Annotated in this window: 24 protein-coding genes; 7 read left to right on the top strand and 17 right to left on the bottom strand. The window is 55.1% G+C overall.

Translation table 11 applies throughout. The annotated features are described in order from the left end of the window. The 3 genes from VGA14_RS04850 to VGA14_RS04840 form a co-directional block, all read right to left on the bottom strand. Window positions 1-1,301: ATP-binding protein (locus tag VGA14_RS04850; protein WP_331002623.1), on the bottom strand; the 1,301-nt coding region annotated here is incomplete at its 3' end. Continuing rightward, window positions 1,294-2,133 carry a DNA double-strand break repair nuclease NurA gene (locus VGA14_RS04845; RefSeq protein ID WP_331002622.1) on the bottom strand — a complete coding sequence of 280 codons (840 nt, stop codon included), beginning with the start codon at window positions 2,131-2,133 and terminating at the stop codon, window positions 1,294-1,296. The genes VGA14_RS04845 and VGA14_RS04850, both read right to left, overlap by 8 nt. Window positions 2,134-2,163: 30 nt before the next feature. Further along, window positions 2,164-3,462, bottom strand: a complete 1,299-nt coding sequence (locus VGA14_RS04840) for an NAD(P)/FAD-dependent oxidoreductase (RefSeq protein WP_331002621.1) — start codon at window positions 3,460-3,462, stop codon at window positions 2,164-2,166. Between the two features lie 85 nt (window positions 3,463-3,547). Between VGA14_RS04840 and VGA14_RS04835 the strand changes: the two genes are divergently transcribed. Both VGA14_RS04835 and speB read left to right on the top strand, forming a co-directional pair. Further along, a complete protein-coding gene (locus VGA14_RS04835; protein ID WP_331002620.1) occupies window positions 3,548-6,235 on the top strand; it encodes a DNA-directed DNA polymerase I in 2,688 nt (895 codons plus the stop codon). A gap of 31 nt (window positions 6,236-6,266) precedes the next feature. Next, window positions 6,267-7,199, top strand: coding sequence for an agmatinase (gene speB, locus VGA14_RS04830; RefSeq protein ID WP_331002619.1), 933 nt, complete (start codon window positions 6,267-6,269; stop codon window positions 7,197-7,199). On the opposite strand, the gene VGA14_RS04825 is transcribed toward speB, so the two are convergent. From VGA14_RS04825 to VGA14_RS04805, 5 genes are all read right to left on the bottom strand, one after another. After that, complete coding sequence (locus VGA14_RS04825; protein ID WP_331002618.1) at window positions 7,189-9,081, bottom strand: threonine--tRNA ligase; 1,893 nt, start codon at window positions 9,079-9,081, stop codon at window positions 7,189-7,191. The two genes, speB and VGA14_RS04825, sit on opposite strands and share 11 nt — an antisense overlap. Before the next feature lie 33 nt (window positions 9,082-9,114). Beyond that, a complete protein-coding gene (locus tag VGA14_RS04820; RefSeq protein ID WP_331002617.1) occupies window positions 9,115-9,522 on the bottom strand; it encodes a hypothetical protein in 408 nt (135 codons plus the stop codon). Window positions 9,523-9,739: 217 nt separating this feature from the next. Continuing rightward, on the bottom strand, window positions 9,740-10,027 hold the full coding sequence (locus tag VGA14_RS04815; RefSeq protein ID WP_331002616.1) for a winged helix-turn-helix domain-containing protein: 288 nt from the start codon (window positions 10,025-10,027) through the stop codon (window positions 9,740-9,742). After that, window positions 10,014-10,643, bottom strand: coding sequence for a hypothetical protein (locus VGA14_RS04810; RefSeq protein WP_331002615.1), 630 nt, complete (start codon window positions 10,641-10,643; stop codon window positions 10,014-10,016). The genes VGA14_RS04815 and VGA14_RS04810 overlap by 14 nt, the downstream gene beginning before the upstream one ends. Before the next feature lie 33 nt (window positions 10,644-10,676). Further along, the gene (locus tag VGA14_RS04805; RefSeq protein ID WP_331002614.1) at window positions 10,677-10,844 is read right to left on the bottom strand and encodes a hypothetical protein; all 168 of its coding nucleotides are present in this window, start codon (window positions 10,842-10,844) and stop codon (window positions 10,677-10,679) included. A gap of 99 nt (window positions 10,845-10,943) precedes the next feature. Here VGA14_RS04805 and VGA14_RS04800 point away from each other — a divergent pair, with 99 nt between their 5' ends. Beyond that, window positions 10,944-11,264 carry a hypothetical protein gene (locus VGA14_RS04800; protein ID WP_331002613.1) on the top strand — a complete coding sequence of 107 codons (321 nt, stop codon included), beginning with the start codon at window positions 10,944-10,946 and terminating at the stop codon, window positions 11,262-11,264. A 38-nt stretch (window positions 11,265-11,302) separates the two neighbouring features. Then, window positions 11,303-11,560, top strand: coding sequence for a Fe(2+)-trafficking protein (locus VGA14_RS04795; RefSeq protein WP_331002612.1), 258 nt, complete (start codon window positions 11,303-11,305; stop codon window positions 11,558-11,560). Here the strand turns inward: VGA14_RS04795 and VGA14_RS04790 are convergent. Further along, complete coding sequence (locus tag VGA14_RS04790; RefSeq protein ID WP_331002611.1) at window positions 11,552-12,040, bottom strand: hypothetical protein; 489 nt, start codon at window positions 12,038-12,040, stop codon at window positions 11,552-11,554. The genes VGA14_RS04795 and VGA14_RS04790 overlap by 9 nt on opposite strands. A 51-nt stretch (window positions 12,041-12,091) precedes the next feature. Between VGA14_RS04790 and VGA14_RS04785 the strand changes: the two genes are divergently transcribed. Then, a complete protein-coding gene (locus VGA14_RS04785; RefSeq protein ID WP_331002610.1) occupies window positions 12,092-13,093 on the top strand; it encodes an adenylosuccinate synthetase in 1,002 nt (333 codons plus the stop codon). Here the strand turns inward: VGA14_RS04785 and VGA14_RS04780 are convergent. After that, entirely contained in the window at window positions 13,090-13,380 is a 291-nt protein-coding gene (locus VGA14_RS04780) for a hypothetical protein (RefSeq protein ID WP_331002609.1), read from the bottom strand. The genes VGA14_RS04785 and VGA14_RS04780 overlap by 4 nt on opposite strands. Window positions 13,381-13,435: 55 nt before the next feature. Here VGA14_RS04780 and VGA14_RS04775 point away from each other — a divergent pair, with 55 nt between their 5' ends. Further along, window positions 13,436-14,113 (top strand): hypothetical protein, encoded by a 678-nt coding sequence (locus VGA14_RS04775; RefSeq protein ID WP_331002608.1) that lies wholly within the window; start codon window positions 13,436-13,438, stop codon window positions 14,111-14,113. Then, a complete protein-coding gene (gene pyrF / locus VGA14_RS04770; RefSeq protein WP_331002607.1) occupies window positions 14,106-14,849 on the top strand; it encodes an orotidine-5'-phosphate decarboxylase in 744 nt (247 codons plus the stop codon). Before VGA14_RS04775 ends, pyrF begins: the two co-directional genes overlap by 8 nt. Here the strand turns inward: pyrF and VGA14_RS04765 are convergent. From VGA14_RS04765 to VGA14_RS04735, 7 genes are all read right to left on the bottom strand, one after another. Beyond that, window positions 14,827-15,249 (bottom strand): bis(5'-nucleosyl)-tetraphosphatase, encoded by a 423-nt coding sequence (locus tag VGA14_RS04765; protein WP_331002606.1) that lies wholly within the window; start codon window positions 15,247-15,249, stop codon window positions 14,827-14,829. The genes pyrF and VGA14_RS04765 overlap by 23 nt on opposite strands. A 31-nt stretch (window positions 15,250-15,280) precedes the next feature. After that, entirely contained in the window at window positions 15,281-15,421 is a 141-nt protein-coding gene (locus tag VGA14_RS04760; RefSeq protein ID WP_331002605.1) for a hypothetical protein, read from the bottom strand. A 26-nt stretch (window positions 15,422-15,447) separates the two neighbouring features. Then, window positions 15,448-16,614: a DUF373 family protein gene (locus VGA14_RS04755; protein ID WP_331002604.1), complete on the bottom strand. Its 1,167-nt coding sequence runs from the start codon at window positions 16,612-16,614 to the stop codon at window positions 15,448-15,450. 87 nt (window positions 16,615-16,701) lie between these two features. Beyond that, window positions 16,702-17,298, bottom strand: coding sequence for an RlmE family RNA methyltransferase (locus VGA14_RS04750; protein ID WP_331002603.1), 597 nt, complete (start codon window positions 17,296-17,298; stop codon window positions 16,702-16,704). Beyond that, window positions 17,295-17,696, bottom strand: a complete 402-nt coding sequence (locus tag VGA14_RS04745) for a transcriptional regulator (protein WP_331002602.1) — start codon at window positions 17,694-17,696, stop codon at window positions 17,295-17,297. The genes VGA14_RS04750 and VGA14_RS04745 overlap by 4 nt, the downstream gene beginning before the upstream one ends. Before the next feature lie 88 nt (window positions 17,697-17,784). Further along, a complete protein-coding gene (locus tag VGA14_RS04740) occupies window positions 17,785-18,150 on the bottom strand; it encodes a VOC family protein (RefSeq protein WP_331002601.1) in 366 nt (121 codons plus the stop codon). Window positions 18,151-18,212: 62 nt separating this feature from the next. Then, on the bottom strand, window positions 18,213-19,724 hold the full coding sequence (locus tag VGA14_RS04735; protein WP_331002600.1) for a 4-hydroxyphenylacetate 3-hydroxylase family protein: 1,512 nt from the start codon (window positions 19,722-19,724) through the stop codon (window positions 18,213-18,215). Window positions 19,725-19,833 lie beyond the last annotated feature (109 nt).

Genomic DNA, 19,833 nt, shown 5'->3' with positions numbered 1-19,833 from the left:
TCCCGGCTCAAAGCCTCGCTTGCAGAGGCCACCTGCGCCTGATCGTCTTGTTGGATCATGCGCATGACTGCAAGAGACCCCATCTGGCTCAGTATGTTAGCGTCGATGCTCCTTGGCCTCTGGGACACTATGACGAGGCCGAGACCGAATTTCCTGCCCTCCCGGGCAACTTTTGACGCGTAGTATTTCGTCTCGGTCTCCTCCCCCTTGGGTATAAAGACGTGAGCTTCCTCGATAACCGCAAGCACGGGCGCAGGAAAGCGTGGGTCAGATTTTCCGCCGCTCCTGCCCTTTTTTCTGTCCTCTAGAAGTTCCTGCAGATAGAACGACACCACTATGTTGGCCTGCCGCTCAGTCAACTCGACAAGGTTGATAATGTTTATCTTGCCGTTTTTTATCAGCGCAAGCGGGTCTGCAAGGCCGGCGTCAAGGATCTTTGAAAAGCGCTTCCTTGCGTCCTCTATCTTGTCCACCACCTTTTCTGACGCCTCCTTGTAGCCCTTCTCCTTTCCCGCGTCGGCCGCGGAGTCGACGAGCGCGTTCCAAAAGTCATCGTCTTTGAGCCTCTTTACGTCGCCCGTGAAAGCCATGCGCAGAACGTGCAGTTGATTTGAAGCGTTTTTCTGTATCTCGATTACCTCCGCAAACTCTTCTGTAGACAGAAATCGCGGGTTAATCCGGGCGTCCATCATGTTGCTGTTTGGGATGTCAAGGAAGGTGTAATCCTCGTGGTAGTCAAATACCACCATCGTCCCGTTTATGTCAGAGATTTCTTTTGTCAGGAGCGAGACGAGGTTGCTCTTGCCCATGCCTGTCATCGCAAGTATGGCCAAATGCCTTGACACGACCTTGTTGATGTTCACGCCTACATCGACTTCAGGATTGCGCAAGAGTGTCCCCACCTTTATCCAGTCGGGGCTTGAAGGCGAAAATATCGCGGCAAGGTCTTTTGTTGTCGCTTCGTGGACTTCGGTGCCCGGCTCGGCCGGTATGGCAGGTATCATGGCCCTGCCCTTTTTCAATGAATCGAGATAACCCAGTATGCGCACCGTGCCCTTGTAGCTCTTGTCGCGCTTGTTTTCCGCCGCCACCTGCCTGCTCTCAAACGCCTCCTCGTAACTGTGAATATCGTCGCCCAGCGTGCCGCTTGTTATGGATGAGCGTTCTATGAGGCCGATGACCTTGCTGCCGCCGTATTCCAGTACGACGTACTCGCCGATACTCACCGGTCTCTTTGACTCAAACGTCACTTCATCGGGCCGGGCACGGCCGACCAGTATCCCTACAGGGCTGTCACTCATTCAGCGCATCCCTTTCCCCTTGTTCATGCTGCAAGCTGAATATGCTCACAAGCTTGTCTATATCTTCATTGCTCACCTTGCAATTGTTGTGGGCAAGTTTTAGGCAGTGTGGGTAGCCTCCAACACTGTGGTAGCTTAACTTGTTCAAAAGGCCCCTTAGTTCATGCTCGCCTGCGCTCCCCAATATCTCAATCCTCACCATCGGCGTGTGCTCCTTCAATCTGGCATAGACTTCGACGATGCGCGCAAACTCTGACTTGATTTCTACAGGCGTGCTGAAACCCGCCGCGTGGCTGCTTGCGTGGTTGTAGTAGTAGATGTCGCCGGCCCGCGAGTCAAGCGAGCCAAACTGCGCTCTGCTCTCTGAGCTTTTCGATATGAAGACAGAACTGCCGTACTTGCTGACCATGTCGACGGCAATCGCGAGGCTCTTGCCGGCGGTCCTTGCTACGAGCGAGCCGTCGATGCAGATGACATCGACCTCTTTCTTCTCTGCTGCCTTTTGCGCGACTGACGCCTCCATCGTCATAGCCTTTGACTCTAGCGAATCGCGCCGGGCAGAGTCAGCAAGCTCGACTTCAAATTGTGTTGCAAGAATCTTGTTTGCACTCGTAACTGCGACCGCGTCAATGACATACAGATTAAGGCCCTGGAACGCGCGCTTGTTCCAGCTACTATCCACGCCGGCAGACTCGCATTTTTTCTGCGCCGGCTCGTAGGCTATCCACCTCGACGATGCCTCTGAGATTATCTTCTGGTGGTTTGCGTCCTTTATTTTCGAGACCTTTTTCTCCATGTTCCTCAGGGCGTCAAGGTATACCTCCTTAAGCAAGTAAATTCAGCATACCTGAGCCATGGTTATTTAAAAACGATCGTTGTCTATCCTGCCGGCTATTTCTGCAGGATCCCAGAGCGTCCTTGCCTTGCTAACTGGCAGAGCTCCCATTTCGACAAGCTGCGTCGCTATCGCTGCCGCCATCGGGAGCGCCCCGGTTGCGCCGGGCGAGTTGTAGTTCAGGACGTGTAGCGACAAGTCTCTTTTCAGTACCAACGTGTCGGGGACGAACCTGCCCGTGCTGTCCACCACCGACGAGCGTATCCCGGCGGTGCCCCTGCTCGTGAATGCAGAAGGCTTGATCGCGGGCAGGAATTCCCGTACCCTGTTTATCATAGCAGTCTTGGAAAGCGAGCTTTTCAGTTCTGCGCCTGCAAGCGACAGGAACTGCCTGTCAAACGCAATCTTTCTTGCCCCCGTCCTTGACGACTCTATGATCTTGGGTATCATGTCGGCAAGGTTGCGCACAAGGCCATAAGCGTACGGCCCGAAGACGGGCACGGCGTTTGGCCCCACCTCCCGCCTGCCGTCGGCCCTAACTATCCAGTGAGGATCGAGGAAGGGGTACTCGGGGTGCCTTGGCACGGAGTATATCGAAAGCTTTGTGAGATCATGATATTTCTCAGGCGCCTGCCAGTACTCGCCTCTAAAGTGCAGGTCCGTGTATTCTTTTGCCACGCCCATTGAGTGTGCTATGTCCACCGCGTTTCCACCGGCCGCGTTTACGATAAACTCTGCCTCCAGCTCGCCCTGCCCTGTAGATATTGCGTATGCGCCCCTGCGCGAGATCCCTGTCACCTTGCAACCCAGAAGGACAGAGCACCCAAACGACTTCAGGTCCTGCAGGAACGCCTTTGTAAAAGAGCCATAGTCGACCGAGCCGTCCTTTGAACAGTATATCGCCGACTCGCACATGACGTTTGGCTCCATCTCCGCGACCTGTTTTTTATCAAGAAAGCGGAGTTCATGCTTTTCAAGCCCGTTAGCCTCGCCCCAAGCGATGTACTTCTGCAACCTGTCGATGCCCTTCTCGTCAAGCGCCACCTCTAATACGCCGTCGCGCACAAAGGGCAGGCGCTTTTCCTTTGCAAACTTTTCCCACATTTCAAAGCCAAGCGACGCGGCCCGTGCAAACATCTTTTTCTTGACAGGGTCGTACAGGAACGGCGCGTGTACCTTGCCGGTGTTCCTGCTGCTCGTGTGCCTTGCAATGTCGCGCTCCTGTTCTATCAGGGCGATTGAGGACGGGTCGCTGGCTTGACCCGAGAGAAAGTACGCTATCGAAGTCCCAAGCACGCCCCCGCCTATTATCGCGACCCGGTACAACAATTGTCATGGGTGCAGGGGCAACTATTAACGCTTGCAAGCATCGTAAAACGTTTAATACGATACTTTGCCAGCTTCAATCAAGTTGGCGCAGCAGGAAGTCGCGGAGAGGAGAAAGAGGTACGACGATCTACCGGAGATCCCTGAAGGGAGGCCTGCGCTCCTACTTTCGGCTATCTATTCCGGGGAGGAAAGAAAGGTGTACCTGAAATTCTACGACCCAAGCGAGCACGTCATTTACCACTGGCGCGATAGAACGGGCCACAGGCCGTACTGCTACAGCAAGTCCCAGTATGCGGACTTGGTCGACGCCATAGTTGCAAAAGAGCCCAAGTACACGGTCGAGCGCGTCAGAAAAAAGGACGTCATCGCCGACAAAGAAATTGATGTGTTAAAGATATCGGCGCCAGACCCGCTCTCGATAGGCGGCACTGACGGCAGCATCCGCGAGAAGGTGAGGTGCTGGGAGGCCGACATAAAATACCATGAAAACTACCTTTATGACAACGGGCTGATAGCCGGACTATACTACATCCGGCGTGGCGACAAGATAGAGTCCCACATGTACCAGATAACCGAGAAGGTCGAGTTTGAGCTCAAGAGCCTGATATGGGACAAGATAAAGGAGGAGGGCGAGGCCGGCAAGGAATACCGGCAATACGTCACCAACTGGGCCAACCTGCTCAACCAGCCCATCCCCGAACTGAGGAGGGTTGCTGTTGACATCGAGGTCGAGACCGAGGAGGGGAGGATGCCCACGGCCCGCGAGCACGACAGGCGCGTGAGCGCGGTGGGTTTTGCCGCAAGCGACGGGCTACGCAAGGTTCTGGTCCTTGGCGACAACGTCAACGACAATGGCCAACCACTCATCAAGGAGGCCGAAGTCTGCAAGACGGAAAAGGAGCTCCTGGAAAAGGCGTTTGCGATAATCAATTCATACCCGATAATCCTGACTTTTAACGGCGACGACTTTGACCTTCCTTACCTTTATGCGAGGTCTCAGGACCCAAGGATCGACACGAAGGAAGGCAGGGCGATACCAAAAGACCGGGTGCCGATGGTAATCAAGAAAGAGTCTTTCATCAAGCACGGCATGCAGGCCGAGCCGGTGGGGATACGCCACGGCGTGCACATTGACCTTTTCAGGACACTCCAGAACCGCTCGATACAGATCTACGCCTTTTCGAGAAAGTACACGGAATTCACTTTAAACGCGATATCCGAGGCGTTGTTAGAGGACTCGAAGATAGAGTTTGATGGCGATATCAGCGACCTCCCAATGCAAAAGCTTGCAGAATACTGCTTGAAGGACGCAGACCTGACTTTCCGGCTCACCAGCTTTGGCGACAACCTGCTCATGAAGCTGCTCGTAGTCATCGCAAGGATTGGCAGGCTGTCAGTCGACGACATCGCTCGCTTTGGCGTCAACCAGTGGATCAGGGGGATACTTTACTATGAGCACAGGCAACGCAATGAATTGATACCACGGGGCGACGAGCTAGAAGAAAAGGGCACGGCCTCGACTGCCGCCGTGATAAAGGAGAAGAAATACCGCGGAGGCGAAGTGGTCGAGCCGACGCCGGGCATCCACTTTAACGTCGTGGTGCTGGACTTTGCGAGCCTGTACCCGAGCATAATCAAGGTCCATAATCTCTCGTATGAAACGATAAACTGCGTCCACGACTCGTGCAAGCTGACAGGCAGGATAGAGGGCACGACCCACTGGGTGTGCCAGCTGCGCAGAGGGCTCTCGTCACTGTTGATAGGGTCGCTTCGCGACCTGCGCGTCAGCTACTACAAGCAGCTGTCAAAGGACAAGACGCTCCCGCCGGAGGAGCGCCAGCTTTACAACGTCGTAAGCCAGGCTATCAAGGTCATTTTGAACGCAAGCTATGGGGTCATGGGCGCAGAGATATTCCCGCTGTACTGTCTTCCAGTCGCCGACGCAACTGCAGCCATTGGCAGGAACACCATACACGCGACGATCAATAAGTGCAAAGAGCTTGGCATCGAGGTGGTGTATTCTGACACTGACAGTCTCTTCCTCAAGGAGCCGTCGCACGAAGCAATAGACAAGGTGATGGAGTGGGCAAAGGACAACCTAGGGGTCGACCTCGAAATAGACAAGCAATACCGCTACGTCGTTTTCTCTAACTTGAAAAAGAACTATCTCGGTGTTTTGCCTGACGGCACCGTCGACGTAAAGGGCCTGACGGGCAAAAAGTCACACACGCCGCCTTTCATACGCAACGCCTTTTACGAGATCCTTGAAATCTTGGGCAAGGTAAACTCGCAGAAGGACTTTGAGACCGCGCGTGAGAGCATCAAGAGCATCATTCAGCGCGACGCCAAGAACCTGGAGTCGCACGCGATCCCCATGCAGAACCTCACCTTCAACGTCATGATAAACAAGTCCCTGAGCTCGTACGGCAAGAAGGTGGACTCGGTAAAGACCGTCGACGGCAAGGCCGCGCCGGTGGAGACTTTCAAGGGACTCCCGCAGCACATCAAGGCTGCAAGATTGCTGTCTGACAAGGGCCGCGAGATCAAGGCAGGCGACATCATCTCGTACGTGAAGACAAAGACGGGCGATGGCGTCAAGCCGGTAGAGCTTGCCAATGCCGACGAGATAGACATCGAGAAGTACCTGGAGACGATGGAGTCTACGCTTGACCAGGTGCTTGCCGCGCTGAATTTTGACTTCAAATCGATGCTTGGCAAGCCCCGGCAGCAGAGCCTCGACGAGCTCTTCTGGAGCAAGCCGCCGATGTAGGTTTATTATCCAGGGCAATCGAAATTGCACCGTGGAACCGCGGCTCATGCGCCTGTTTACAGTTCCTGAAAAAACTAAGGCAGGCTACAGCTTTGCAGACACGCCGGTCAGGGTTTCGCTCAAAGAAGCTAAAACGGTGGTCTACGGGGTTCCCCTTGACGCCACAACCAGCTTTGGTAAGGGGACCGCAAGGGGCCCGGAGGCAATCAGGATGACTTCGGCGCGCCAGATAGAGACGTTTGTACTCGACGAAGGCGCAGACATTTACGAGATGAATTCGATTTTTGACCTTGGCAACTTGAAGATGCCAAAAGCAAGCGTTGCGAAAACGCTTGCTTTTCTTGATAAAACGATCCCGGAGGTCGTCGGCGCGCTTAGGAAAGATGGCAAGGTGCCGGTGATGCTCGGGGGCGAACACACATTGTCATATTATCAGCTGAAGGCGCTTGCAGACGAAAAGCCATTTGTTGTCCACTTTGACGCCCACCGGGACATGAAGCCCGAGTACGAGGGCATGGAGTTCTGCCACACCACGCCCTTTTACCATATTTTGAAACACATGCCGGGCAAGAATCTTGTGCAGATAGGGATAAGGCAGGCCGACAGGCAGGAAAACGACTTTGCGGCCAAAAACGGCGTGACCACGTTTGACGCGTGGCAGGTGCATGACGATATCTCGCGCGTCGCGAGCTACCTGAAGGTGACTACTGCCGGCAGAAACGTCTACATCTCGTTTGACATCGATGTCTACGACCTGCCGTACGTGCCGTGCACCGGGACGCCAGAGCCCTACGGGCTTGACCCGTTTCAGGCGCTGTACCTGCTCAAGGCCATACATCCGACGGCGCGCCTAGTGGGGATGGACATGGTCGAAGTCGGGCTGAAGAACAACGACTACAGGGAAGGCGCGCTTGCGACGCAGACGTTGCTCAGGATACTATCGCGCAGGTACTCTAGGCCATAATCTGCGGCCTTGACGACAAATAGCGCGGCAGGTTCAGCGGAAGGTAGGGCTTGTCCTTTGTCTGCGTCGTTATCTCGTCAATGAGCTCCTGCATCGTCATCTCGCGCTGCTTGCCCTCAAGTCTGTCCCTGACGACGAGCTTGCCTGACGCCAACTCCTTGTCGCCGATTACCACTGTATAGCGTATCCACTCTGTCTCTGACTCGCGGATCTTCTTGCCCACCGATTCGTCGCGGTCATCGATATCAGCCCTAACCTGGTTTGAGGTAAGCTGCAAAAGTATGCTGTCGCAGTACTGCAGGTGCTCCTTGCTCACCGATATCACCCTAACCTGCGTGTGCGCAAGCCACAGGGGGAACGACGGCACGCCACCTGCCTTTGACACCTTTGCGGCCTTTTCCATCAGCGCATACATCACTCGCTCCACAGCGCCCGAAGGCGAGTTGTGCAGGATTATCGGATTTTTCTTGGTGCCGTCCTCATCGACGTATTCAATGTTGTAGCGCTTGCCGTTCTCCACGTCTATCTGGTCGGTGGATAGCGCCGACGCCTTGGCAAGGCCGTCGATGTAGTTGAACTCCCACTTTAGTGTGAAGTAGAAAAAGCGCTCCTTCCAGACTTCCGCGAGCACCGGCTTCCCAAGTTTATCGATGAGCTCGGTGATGAACGCCTTGTTTTCGTTCCAAAAGTCTTCAGTAAACCTGATGGCCATCTCGATGTCCTCATTCTGCAGGCCCAGCGCGTTTATCACGCTTATCGACAGCTCGAAGCGCTTGCGGAACTCCTCCTTTGCCTGCTCCATGTCCCTGCAAAAGGCGTGGCAGTCAGGCATCGTGAACGCCCGCAGCCGGCGCAGGCCTACAAGCTCGCCGGACTTTTCGCGCCTAAACGAATACCGCGTCAGTTCATAGAGTTTGAAAGGCATATGCTTGTACGACACGTTCATATCCTTGGCTATCAGAAACTGCCCAAAGCACGCGGCGAATCGCAAAAAGAGCTGCTTGTTGTCAGACTGGATGTTATATTGTCGCGCAGGGAAGCGGTTGAAGTAGCTCTCCATCGACGGGTGCTTCGAGTCGTACATGATGGGCGTCTCGACCTCAATGCCGCCGTACTCCATGACCCTGCGGGTCACGTACTGCTCTATCAGTGATTTCATGTGCCGGCCTTTCGGGTAAAAACGCATGTTGCCGGCGTCAGACGCCGGCTCGTAGTCGGCGATAGCCATCTTTTTCATCAACCGCACATGCTCGGGCTGCTGGTTGACCGCCCTGTTTTTTGTGATCTCGTAATTTGTAAGAACCTGCAGGTTTGCGTCCTGCTTCTTGAACTTGTATTCTGCGACAGGAGTCAGCACGCCTCCCGGTTGCAGGACGTACCACGTCGACTTTAGCTTCTCCTCGTTTGCAAGCGCCGTCGAGACCCTGCTCTCGTCGTGACTGTGCTCGTGAAGATGGACGTCACCGGCATGCTTTGATATTGCCTTGGCGTTTTCAGCCAGCGGATGACCTTTGACTTTTATGTTGAAAGCCTTGGTCCAGCCAAATGGCGACCTGTGCACTTCGGCTATTGATTCTTTTGCAAAGGTTTCTACCGTCTTTACCATGACGGCCGCAACATCGGGCGGAGCTAGGTCGGAGCTCAGATGCGCGTACGGGTACAACAAAAGACGCTGGCACTTTACCATGTCCATGTACTTCTTTATCTCGACAGTAGCCGCTTTTGCAACGCTCTCGTCGTCGCCGGCCTCGACTGCCACAAACGCGACCACCAAGTCCTCGAACCTGATTTTTTCCTTGGACGCGATTTCCTCGGCGCTCTTGATCTCTTTTTCAATCGGCTCGTACTCGATAAAGTCTGAATGCAGCTGCAAGAGGCGCATATTCTGTCACCGCTTCCATGCTAATTTATTGTATTAGCCCCATCTTGCTCGCTCGTTCTCCCTATCTTCCTTGGTAGCCTTTTTCCACTCTTTGTAGTGCGCGTGACAGAGGTAGACGCGGTTGGCGCCCCCAAGGTCCATGTCCGGTGCCATGGCGGCCTTGTTCCCACTCATCGAGCGCTCCGCAGGGTTCTGGCACCCGCTTACGCTGCAGGCAACGCCTTTTTCCACTCGGCCCATAACTGCAGAATCAACCGTTTGTGAATATAAAAAGCTGACTGGAGCTATCTTAATACGCAGCTTTTGCACAACACCGGCGTTGCCGTACAACGAGCCCTTGTGCGCCAAGTGCCTCCACCCGATGGAGCTCCACACGTACGTACTTGCTCGCATCGACGGCACGGAGGCCCGGCGCTGCTCCATCGGTACGTGCAGCTGCATAATCATGGCCAAAATCAAATAGTTACATAATGCTTATAACGAACGTATTTTCGGTATAGCTGGATGTCTGAAGACGACGACTTTGAGGACGAGTTTGACGACGATGACGACGACTCGGCTGACGACGACGGCGACGAATAGCAGGCTGTCATTTTTCGCGTTTTGCAGGAATTCAACATCGGCAGTAATAACCGCGCTGCAATACTTTTTAGAACGCCTATACCCGCAGGCCAAAGCCCTCGGCAAAGCCCTTGAACTGCTGATAGCTCTTCAAGAATTCCATGCCCTTCTCGCTGATGCGGTACTTTGACTCCTCGGGAAGCTCTTGCAAAAGCCCCGACGCCTTTAGCTCCGAGACGAGTGAGGAGAGCCGCCCGTGGGGTACGTTTGCCCTGCGGATGAGGTGTGTCACAGTGGCGCCCCTGTCGTGCCCTTCATAGCTGTATTCTCTTGCCGTGTCGAGTATGTCTGCAATAATGCTGATGTGCGTCCTATACCCCGTCAACTTTTTCCATTCTCCCAAGTCCCAGTCTTGAGAACGGCACGAACATGAGGCCAAAGCCTGCCACCTTGGCGGCTAGGGCAGGAATTGCAAACGTGCCTGGAAATATAAAGCCGTACCAAGCCACGATCTCCGCCGCCGCCAATGTGCCAAGACCAGAACCTATCATGAGGGTGCTGTTCTTCCTGGTCTGCATATAAGATGCCATTGTTTCGATCGACACATATACTAATAGAATAAAAGAAATTGACCTGACGAGGTGTTCTATTGAATTACCCGGTATGATGAAGGGGGCGGTCGTCAGAGGGACTAGTAGAAGAGCCGCCACGTGCCGGGACGGAACAAAATCAGACGACGACTTTAGCCCGTGAGACATGGCAATGAAAAAGTAGCCCACAGCCTGGGCCGCCAATCCGCTGGTGTTCATCGCCCCTGAAAACGCGGGCCCGGCGAACAGGGCCGTTGCGATGAGTACAAAGCCGGCGGATATGGAGATGAAGGCAAGCGTGAGGCGGAGCAGGTTTGGGCTCCCGACCGCGGCGTAGCCGGCGTACGCAAACCTCCCTATGATTATGGAAATCGCGAGGCCGGCAAGGTTTGTCGCAAGCTCGATCTCCAACTGAAATGGTGCACGCTTGCAGAGTTAATAACCCTAATGCTTGTAGTCGCTCAGGATGTCCTTGTACCGGGCGTCCTTGTAAGCAATGTGTTTTACGTAGTCGCCATAGGTCATGTCAAATCCGCACGCGGCGCACCTGACGTAGGAAAAGTCGTCTGCCAGCTCGGCTATTTCCTTGCAGTCCGGGCAGGGCACCTTCATCGACTGATCTTGGCCGTGAAGATATAATAACTTTGTCAGGGCGGGATCCGGGCTTATTTTGGAAAAAAGTTCTTAAGCGCAGGATGCGCAGTTTATCTGATGGACAGCAGCCTCAAGCCGGTCCTGAAAAGGCAGGCTATATTCGTTGGCGCCAGCCTTGGTGCTGGACTGCTGCTCACATACTATTTCGGCTTTCTTGTAGGGATGACCGCAAACATCGCCATTTTCATGGCAGCGATGTTTTTCATCAGGTGGCGCCAGCAAAAGGCGCTTAGGTCGTTTGGCTTCGGCAGCCAGACCACCGGGCGGGGCTACGAGGGAGAGGGCGTTAAGATAAAGTACGTCTGTCTGTCCTGCGGCGCCGAGGTCAAGGGCAGCAGGTGCGCCTGCGGCTCGAAGATGAGAAGGCCGCTTTTCTAGCCTAACTTATAATAATGGCAAGCGCGAAAGAGTTGCAGATGAGCAAGACCTGCCTAAAGTGCGGCAAGGCGATAGAGGAGCTCCACGAGGACCCTGCCGCAGAAAAGTATCCGGCGTGCAATACGTGCTGGAAGGAATGGACCACCTACGCGGTCATGGTGATGAACGAGCTCAGGCTAGACATGTCCCTGCCGGAGCACAGAAAAGCACTCCGCAAGTACGAACGGGCGTTCTTTGGGCTTGAAAAGGGCGTAGGCGAGGTTCAGAAAAACCCCGAGCAGCCGCCATCACACTAGTCCCAGAGCCTTTTTAGATTGTTCCGGTATCTGAGCTAGCAGTCTCTCTCTTTTTGGCAGCGAAAAAAGCACTTCCTTGAACGAATCGGCCAGAATCTGGCGCTCCCGCTCTCCAAGCGACAGGAACATCGCGGTGAGCGTCTGAAAGTTCAGCTTTTGTAGCGATTCTGGCTGCAAGAGTATCTGCTTGCAGTAGGTCGAGAATATCGCGGTGCGCTGGCTTGCCTCAAAGCCGGCAAGCACCTCAAGCCACGTCTTGACCAGTACCGAAAGTTTTGCGGGCTCTATCGTCGGCGCTGCGGAAAGTGCGAGCGCAATGGTGTCCTGTCTCTCCTGCTCGCCCATGTCGAAAAACTCTTTCAGCCTTTTTTGCAGCATCGGCCTGCGCAGAAAGTCCGGCAGGTTTGCAAGTATCTGGATGATGTTGCCGGCTGCGCCCCCTGGATCCTGGCCCACGCCGCCTTTTCGGAGCTGGCTCAATTTATTCCTCTCCCCAGAGGAATTAAATAACAACGCAATGGAAAGCAAACCATGCCATGCCTTGTGACAGTCGGTGGATTTTTCGGTGATGAGGGAAAGGGCAAGATCGTGGCGTACCTAGCCAACCGTGATAACCCTTCAATCGCGGTCAGGGGTGGCGTCGGGCCAAACGCCGGCCACACTTTTGCGTTTAAGGGCAAGGAGTACAAAGTTCGGATGCTGCCTAGCGCCGCGCTAAACCCCACCACGCGGCTTTTGATTGGAGCCGGCGTGCTTGTCAACCCGCAAATTTTGTTGAACGAAATAGCCATGTTCAATGCAGACGACAGGACGTATGTTGACGCCCAGTGCGGCATAATAGAGCAGTCGCATATCGACCGGGACAACTCAGAGGATCATCTGAAGAGCAAGGTGGGGACGACGGGTACCGGCACGGGGCCGGCAAACGCCGACAGGGCGCTCCGCACGCTAAAGCTTGCAAGAGACGTGCCCGAGCTTTCGCTTTACATCGAGGATGTCAGCAACTCGGTCAACTACGCGCTTGAGGCCCGCGAGAAGGTGCTCGTCGAGGGCACGCAAGGAACATATCTTTCATTGTTCCACGGAGGCTACCCCTACGTCACCTCAAAGGACGTGACTGCGTCCGGGATATGCTCTGATGTCGGCATCGGGCCAAAGCGGGTTGACGACGTGCTCGCCGTCTTCAAGGCCTACGTAACTAGGGTGGGCGGCGGGCCTCTTGAAAACGAGCTTTCAGAGGAGGAGGCCAAAAGGCGCGGCTGGCTCGAGTTTGGCAGCGTGACTGGCAGGCAGCGCAGAGCGGCGCCCTTTGACTTTGGGCTTGCCAAGCGCGCAGTCAGGTTGAACAGCGCGACGCAGCTTGCGGTGACCAAGATGGACGTGCTGTTTCCGGAATGCGCCAAGGTCCGCGACTATGCCAAGATGTCTGCAGGAGCCAGGAAGTTCATCGAAGAAATCGAGGGCGAGCTCGGGGTCAAAGTCACGCTCGTCGGAACGGGGCCGGAGCTTGACGACGTCGTGGACAGGCGCTAGGATTTCGCAAGCGCGGCCTTGAGCGCGTCTCGGCAGGCGCGCAATTCATAGAGCAGTTTCTTCTTGTCCCCGGCAACGTCAAGCCTCGACAACCGCGATTTGGCGTCAGCAAGCAGGTCGTCCTTTTTTGCGGTCCTCTTTGGAGGAACAGGCGGCTCTTCGAGCTCTAAGCTGTGGCGCATCTTGACGTCAAGTATCGCGGACTCGACTGCCACGTAAGCGCGCCACAGCAAATCCTTGTCCAGGTACTCGCCTACAGCCTGCACAAGCTCGCCAAGCCGGTCCAATAGAAATGGAAAGGGCGGATGACTTTAATACTGTACGCGTCAAACCAATGGCGATTTGCGGCTGAAGGCCCCATGTTACATTGCGCTGGCAGACCTGAAGGACTTTGGGAGGCTCGTGTGTGCGCTCGAACGGGTCCCTATGCCGGCTTTCTCGCTCAAGCTGGGTGGAAAAATGGTTCTTGCGGCCCAGCACGACGTCCTGGACGGCAGGCCGGTCATATATTACGCCGAGGTCGACGCGGGCAAGGCGCAGTACCTCGCCTACAGGGTCTCAAGTGGCGTCGAGGAAGTCACGCTTGCAGACTCGGTCGGGAACCCGACGTTTGTCTACTCACCTATTCTGCGGGTGGAGAAATTCCCGCCGGCGCTTTCCAAGTTCGCCAAGGTCGAGAAAAAAGCAGGGTACACGGTGATAAAGCTGTCAGACCTGGCGTCGCTTGCCAAGGTGGCGGCGTACAAGACGATATTCGAAGAGGCGCCGCTCCCGCTCTTCATGTCAAAAGAGCGCGGCAAGATCATAATCGGGACGCCCATGAGCGTGTCCGAGAACGATTCGCAGTCGTACTATTACTACGTGCTCCTAGGAAGCGCCATGCAGGAGCCTTTCCTGCGCTACTCCAGCCAGAAGGCCGAGCAGCCGGCGTTCACCTCATCGCTCGACGAGCACGGCTACATCTACTTGAAGGTAGTGAGGCTCGCAGCGGACCACCCGCTGGTAAAGTCCTATGACTAGCTTTTCAGAGCGTATGGCAAGGGCGGCAAAGAAGAGCAGGATAATTCTCGCGCTGGATCCCGTGTCGCGCAAAAGCAACCTGAAGTACGCCACTGGAAACATTAAGGGCGTCTCGGACCATGTCTGCGCAGTCAAGATAAACTTCCACCTGCTCCTGCCACTGTCTTCCAGCCAGATCAAAGAAATAACGGAGCTGGCGCACAAATCCGGCCTGCAGTGCATAGCGGACATCAAGCTGAACGACATAGACAACACGAACGAGGTCGCGCTTGAGCAGCTCAAGATAATGGGTTTTGACGCGGTAATTGCAAACCCGTTCATGGGCACGAACACCCTAACGTCGCTTGTGCAGATGGCCCACAAGAAGAATATGGGTGTGATTGCGCTCGTCTACATGAGCCACCCCGACGCTTCCGAAGGGTACGGCCTTGAGACAAGCGAGGACATGATGTACAGGATATTCTTTGGAAGGGCCATCACCGCGCAGGCGGACGGCGTCATCATCGGCGCCACCCAGACCGAGATCTTGAGAGAGATAAGCATGAAAAAGAAAGAGCTCGGAGTACCTATCGACGTGTACTCGCCCGGCGTTGGTGCGCAGGGCGCGGATGCAGTTGCCGCCGCTAAGAACGGCTCGGACTACTTGATAGTCGGCAGGGCTATAATCGAGGCAAAGGATCCTGCCAAGCAGGCCCGCGAGATGAAAGACGCAGTCATGCGGGCATTTTCTGCATGAATGCCTTCGCCGCGGCCAGCAGGTTCTTTGCGTTTTTAAACGTGAGCTGCTTCATGGCATCGTCGTATTTCCTCCAAGCATAACCGATGTGCTCGTGCGATATGACCACGGCATTTGTTTTTGTCTGTGCTAGGAAAAGTGCAACTTCCTTGCTCACGACGCGCCTCCCCTTTCTGTACCTGTAGGACACGACCTGCCTGAACCCCTCGATGAACGTGACATCCGTTATGCCTGTCTCTTCTCGTATTTCTCTGATTGCGGTCTGCCTCTCGGTCTCGCCGGCCTCTATGTTGCCCTTGGGGAAATCCCAGTGACCTGCCGTGTAGTGCAAGAGCAGGTAATCCGGCTCGTGGCCGCCTGCGTTAAAGAGGACCGCCCCAGCTGACCGCTCGTCAACCACGTAATGGTGTCGTCGGGCTTGTTTGTATATTTTATCCTTGAAAATCGTCCCCGGCCTCTTGCTCGGTTGCAAGGGGCGCATAGTCATGAACGTCCTCCCACTCGTGCGGGGTCATCCAGTAGCCGCAGAACCATTTGTGCACCTGCGCGTCGTGCTCGCCGTGCTCGGGCATCGCTCTTTTTGAAAATGGCGCGTTATTTAGTGTTTCACGGAATCGCGTGCATGCCTGTGCTTGTAGCGCTGGTAGAAGAACGCGGCGGCCACCAGCGACACTGCAAGCCCTATCAGGAGCGACGAGATGAGCGTGAACGGGCTGGTCCCTTCCGTCAGTATCGAGGCGAACTGGACCATTGGTATGTACAGCAGCCCCAGCACGACGAGGCGCAGGATGTCGGACACTTCACGTGAGCTGCCCTTGAGCCAATTGCCCAAAAATACGCCGCCAAGCACGGTGGCTATTCCTATCCACATGAGTGTTATCGTGCCTTTGGCAAAGCTCCCTACCACGTCCTTGTTGCTGAGTATCTCAAGTGCAGACATCTCTTGCACCGGAATGTTCGGTGGTATGCTCGAGATGCCGGTCGCGATGGCTGCAAGTATGATGAGGATGCCTCCTATCACAGAGAACAGCTTGATAAAGTCGGTCGGCCCCATCTTGCTGACAGAGCTCACCGCTTTGTCTATGTCAAACGCCCTGACTACAAACGCGCCGCCCAGAATAGCAAGTATCATGACTGTCAGCCACTTGGTCTGCTCAAACGCGACCGCAAGGCCTCCTGCCAAAAGCAATGCCCCGGGCACGCCCAGGATGAACTTTGAATATTGCGGGTCGTACATCATGGCCTTAACGTAGCGGCCAAAGATGGCGTACGAGTATTCCACGCTCCTGCTGTGCCTGATTATTATGCGCTGCACCGACACGACAGGCAGCCTTGACTGTATGACAGGGAGCACGGTCTCGTCGTCCTCGCCGTCTGATACTATGACTGCGCCTGTGGCGTCGTATTTTTCAAGTATTGCCTTGACCTCGCGGCTGATTTTTTCGTCGGCTTCAATCCCGCGGTTGAACTTGCCTGCCACTATCGCGACCTCAACAGCGTAGCCCTTGCTTACAAGCTCTTCATAGTGCTTCACGGCAGCAAAGATAGCGTTTGCGTCGGCGTCCTCGGGGTCTTCAATGGCAAGCCGGGTGCCGGCGTTGATGCACTGGTCGCGGCCTACGACGGGCGTCTCTATGCCCCCCTTTGAGCCGATGTCGTCGTCCCTGTCGATGCAAAGTACAAGAAGTCGGCTCTGGGCTGCTTCTGGACCCTTTGGAACTTCCATCTTGTGGTTCCGCTCATAGTCAAAGGGCTGATGTGGCATGTCGCCGCGTTTTACAGGTGCCTGTACAGCTTAATTAATTTAATCAACCAAAGCCAAGGGGAAACCGTGTATTTCAAAATGCTGCCCTCACGCGGGGCGAAAGTTGAGGCAGACCAGGTACATCTCGCTGCTTTCCTGCCGGCTTGCCTGGGGCTTGCTGACGAGCACCTTGGCAAAGCTTTTTCTCATTTCGTCTTTCAGCTCGTTCAGGAACTCACCCTCGAACACCTTGAAAACCGCGCTTCCGCCACCGCCCAAAACCTGCCTCGCAAGCGCAAGGGCGCTCCTCGTGAGGTCGATCTGCCTTGCGTGGTCCACCTCCCACATGCCGCTGATGTTTGGCGCAAGGTCCGATAGAATGACGTCTGCGCGCCCGCCAAGCGCCTCGATGAGGCCGTTGACGGCCGCCGGGTCGTCAATGCTCCCCTGCAGGATGGCGGCCCCTGCAACCGACTCTACCGCCTTGAGGTCCATGCCGGCCACTTTGCCTGAACTTCCAACCTCACTGACTGCAACCTGCAGCCAGCCGCCGGGGGCGCAGCCTATGTCGGCCACCCTGTGGCCCTTCTTGAGAATGTGGTAAGAATCGTTTATCTGCTTGAGCTTGTACGCGGCCCTGCTCCGAAAACCCTGGTCTCGGGCCAGCTTGCGGTAGTGGTCCCGCTTGGCGTCTGCAAGCCTCATTTCGGTTCTTCTGCGTCCTGTTTTTTATGATTTGCCACGTCAAGCGACGAAAGGAGCCAGGTTTCTATTAAGGTGCACGTGATCGGGCTGTACGAGCCGTCAAGGGAGCACATGTGCTCCACGGGGCACGTGAGGCACGGTGCGTTCTCGACGCTTGCCGTGTCTATCGGAAGCTTTGTCGCAAAAAGTTTGTAGGTCCACCGGCCGTTTTCCAGCATCTTTTCCCTCCTTATAAGGGATCTACGCTCCAGCCTGATAGCGACCCGCGAGCCGTCCCTGCTCGTCAGGTCGAGCTCCTTCCACAGCTCGGACTGCAGTATGCCGTCCTTGCCGTTTGAGATAATGGTCCTGAAAACCTTGCCGGTAAGGTCTTCAATCTGTGCTTCGTCAAGTTTCAATCAGCAACAACCTCTAAGATGCTATTTTTACGTTAAACTGATAAATAATCCTTTTCGGCAGGCGCCCGAATTGCACCTGCCGGGGCGCTCACTTGGCGTTCTTGTCTTCCTGGATTATGCCGAACATGTTGCCCTCGGTGTCCTGGCATGTTGCAAAAAAGCCGACGCCGGGTATTGGCATCTTCTGAAGCACCTTGCCGCCGCTATTCTGGACCTTTCCTGCAAAGTCTTCGAGAGACGGCACGCCAATTGTGTTCATGTTGGACATGCCCTGGGGCCCCCTCTTTGAGATGCCGCCGTTTATTCCCGGCTCCTTCTCATCGCCAGTGGTTGCCATCCAATAGTCCATGGGGCCGTCCCACTTCTGAAACTTCCACCCAAACACGACCTGATAGAACTTTATCGCCCTTTCAGGGCTGTCCGCCGTAATGTCGAAATGCACTGGTCGAGGCATGACCGTAAATGGGAATCGAGCTATTTAAAGATGCTTACAAAAAGTAAGCAGAGGAAAGGAAGTTACTTGGTTTTTGCCCCGAATATCTTGTCAAAGTATTCCGAGTTCTCTGTCGCCAATTCCGCCGCCTCGCCTTCGTCGATGTTGGCAAGGTTCTTGGCAAGCCTCTTCTTGTACTCCAGCTGCATCTGCCTCGCAATCTGGATGCGCTGCGCCTGGGGCGAGCCGGCGCCATGCATTGACTCTGTGAGGTATCCCACGGCGTTCCTGCCAAGCGTCATGTTCTCTATCAGGCGGAGTATCCTCATCCTGTTTTCGGTGGAAACGCCCTTTCTTCCCTTCAGGTACTTTTCAAGCAGCGGCCCCGTCTCCGGGCTCCTGAAATCGCGCTCAGACGGCATGGTGACCATGAGCCCGCCGGCAATGTCCTGCGCAAGGCGCCCTATTTCGTACGGGAATCGTGTGACGTTGTGTTTGCACACGTTTGCCAGCATGTCGTCATTCTGCCAGTTGCCCGAAGCCGTTTGGTGCGCCTGATACGACGAGGCGATGCCTGCAGCAAATATCGTCTCGTTGAGGTGCGTCATCTCGACCAGCTTGTCCTTAATGTGCGAGGCGCTCGTGACGCCGTTGTAGTCGGCAATGGCAGCCGCCGCGCCAATGAGCACGTCGCCAAGGCCAGTCTTGCACACGTACGAGCGGCGGTGATAGCACGTAAAGCGCTCGACTAACATGGCCGCGAACTCGTACTCGCCGTCCATAAATATCAGCTCATTTGGAATGAACACATTGTCAAAGATTATCATGGCCTCCTGGCCAGAGAACTTGCTGTTGCCTGCGTCCATGTCGCCGTCGTCCATGCTCCGGGTGTCGCACGACTGTCTGCCATAGATGTAGGTGATTCCAGGCGTGTCCACCGGCACAGCGCCGACAATCGCGTAGCTCTTGTCCTCGGCCTTTAGCCTCATAGTCGGCATGACCATTATCCAGTGGGAATTGATGCAGCCGGTCTGGTGCGCCTTTGCGCCCGTTATGTAGACTCCCTTTGCATCTCTTTTGATAATGTGCACGAACATGTCAGGGTCTGGCTGCTGCGACGGCGACAGGCTGCGGTCGCCCTTGACGTCAGTCATTGCGCCGCCAATGACATAGTTTTCGTGTTGCATCTTTTTGATGAACTCTTTGAGCCGGCCGTGGTACGCTGTCTTGTGCTTCTGGTCGATTTCAAAAGTCGTCGAATACAGTGAATTTAGCGCGTCCATGCCCACGCAGCGCTGGAAGCACGTGCCTGTTAATTGCCCGAGCCGGCGCTGCATCCTGTTCTGGTTGACCAGGTCCGCGGCGCTCTCGGCTATGTGTAGAAAGCGGTTGACGGAAAGGCCGGAAAGCGATGATTTTGCTGACGCCATCTCTGGCTCCTCGTTTGCTAGGTCGTAGGTCGCCGCCACCGCGTTGATGGATGGCCGGATCATTGGGTGATCCACCGGCTCCTTTACCTGCTGTCCGAAAAGATATACCTTGAGCTTCCTACCCCTGAGGCTCTCGATGTACTCGGCCCCGCTCTTTATTGGCATGATGACGTACTTCGGCATGTTCTTATTTATACGTTCAGCACCACTATTATAGTAAGAAGTTGGGTATTTCGGCGGTTTTTCGCTGGAAATTTAGTACAGACTAAGTGCC

Source organism: Nitrososphaera sp., from assembly GCF_036397675.1.
In the GTDB taxonomy this organism is placed as follows: domain Archaea; phylum Thermoproteota; class Nitrososphaeria; order Nitrososphaerales; family Nitrososphaeraceae; genus Nitrososphaera.
This window is presented reverse-complemented; position numbering and strand designations above follow the sequence as displayed.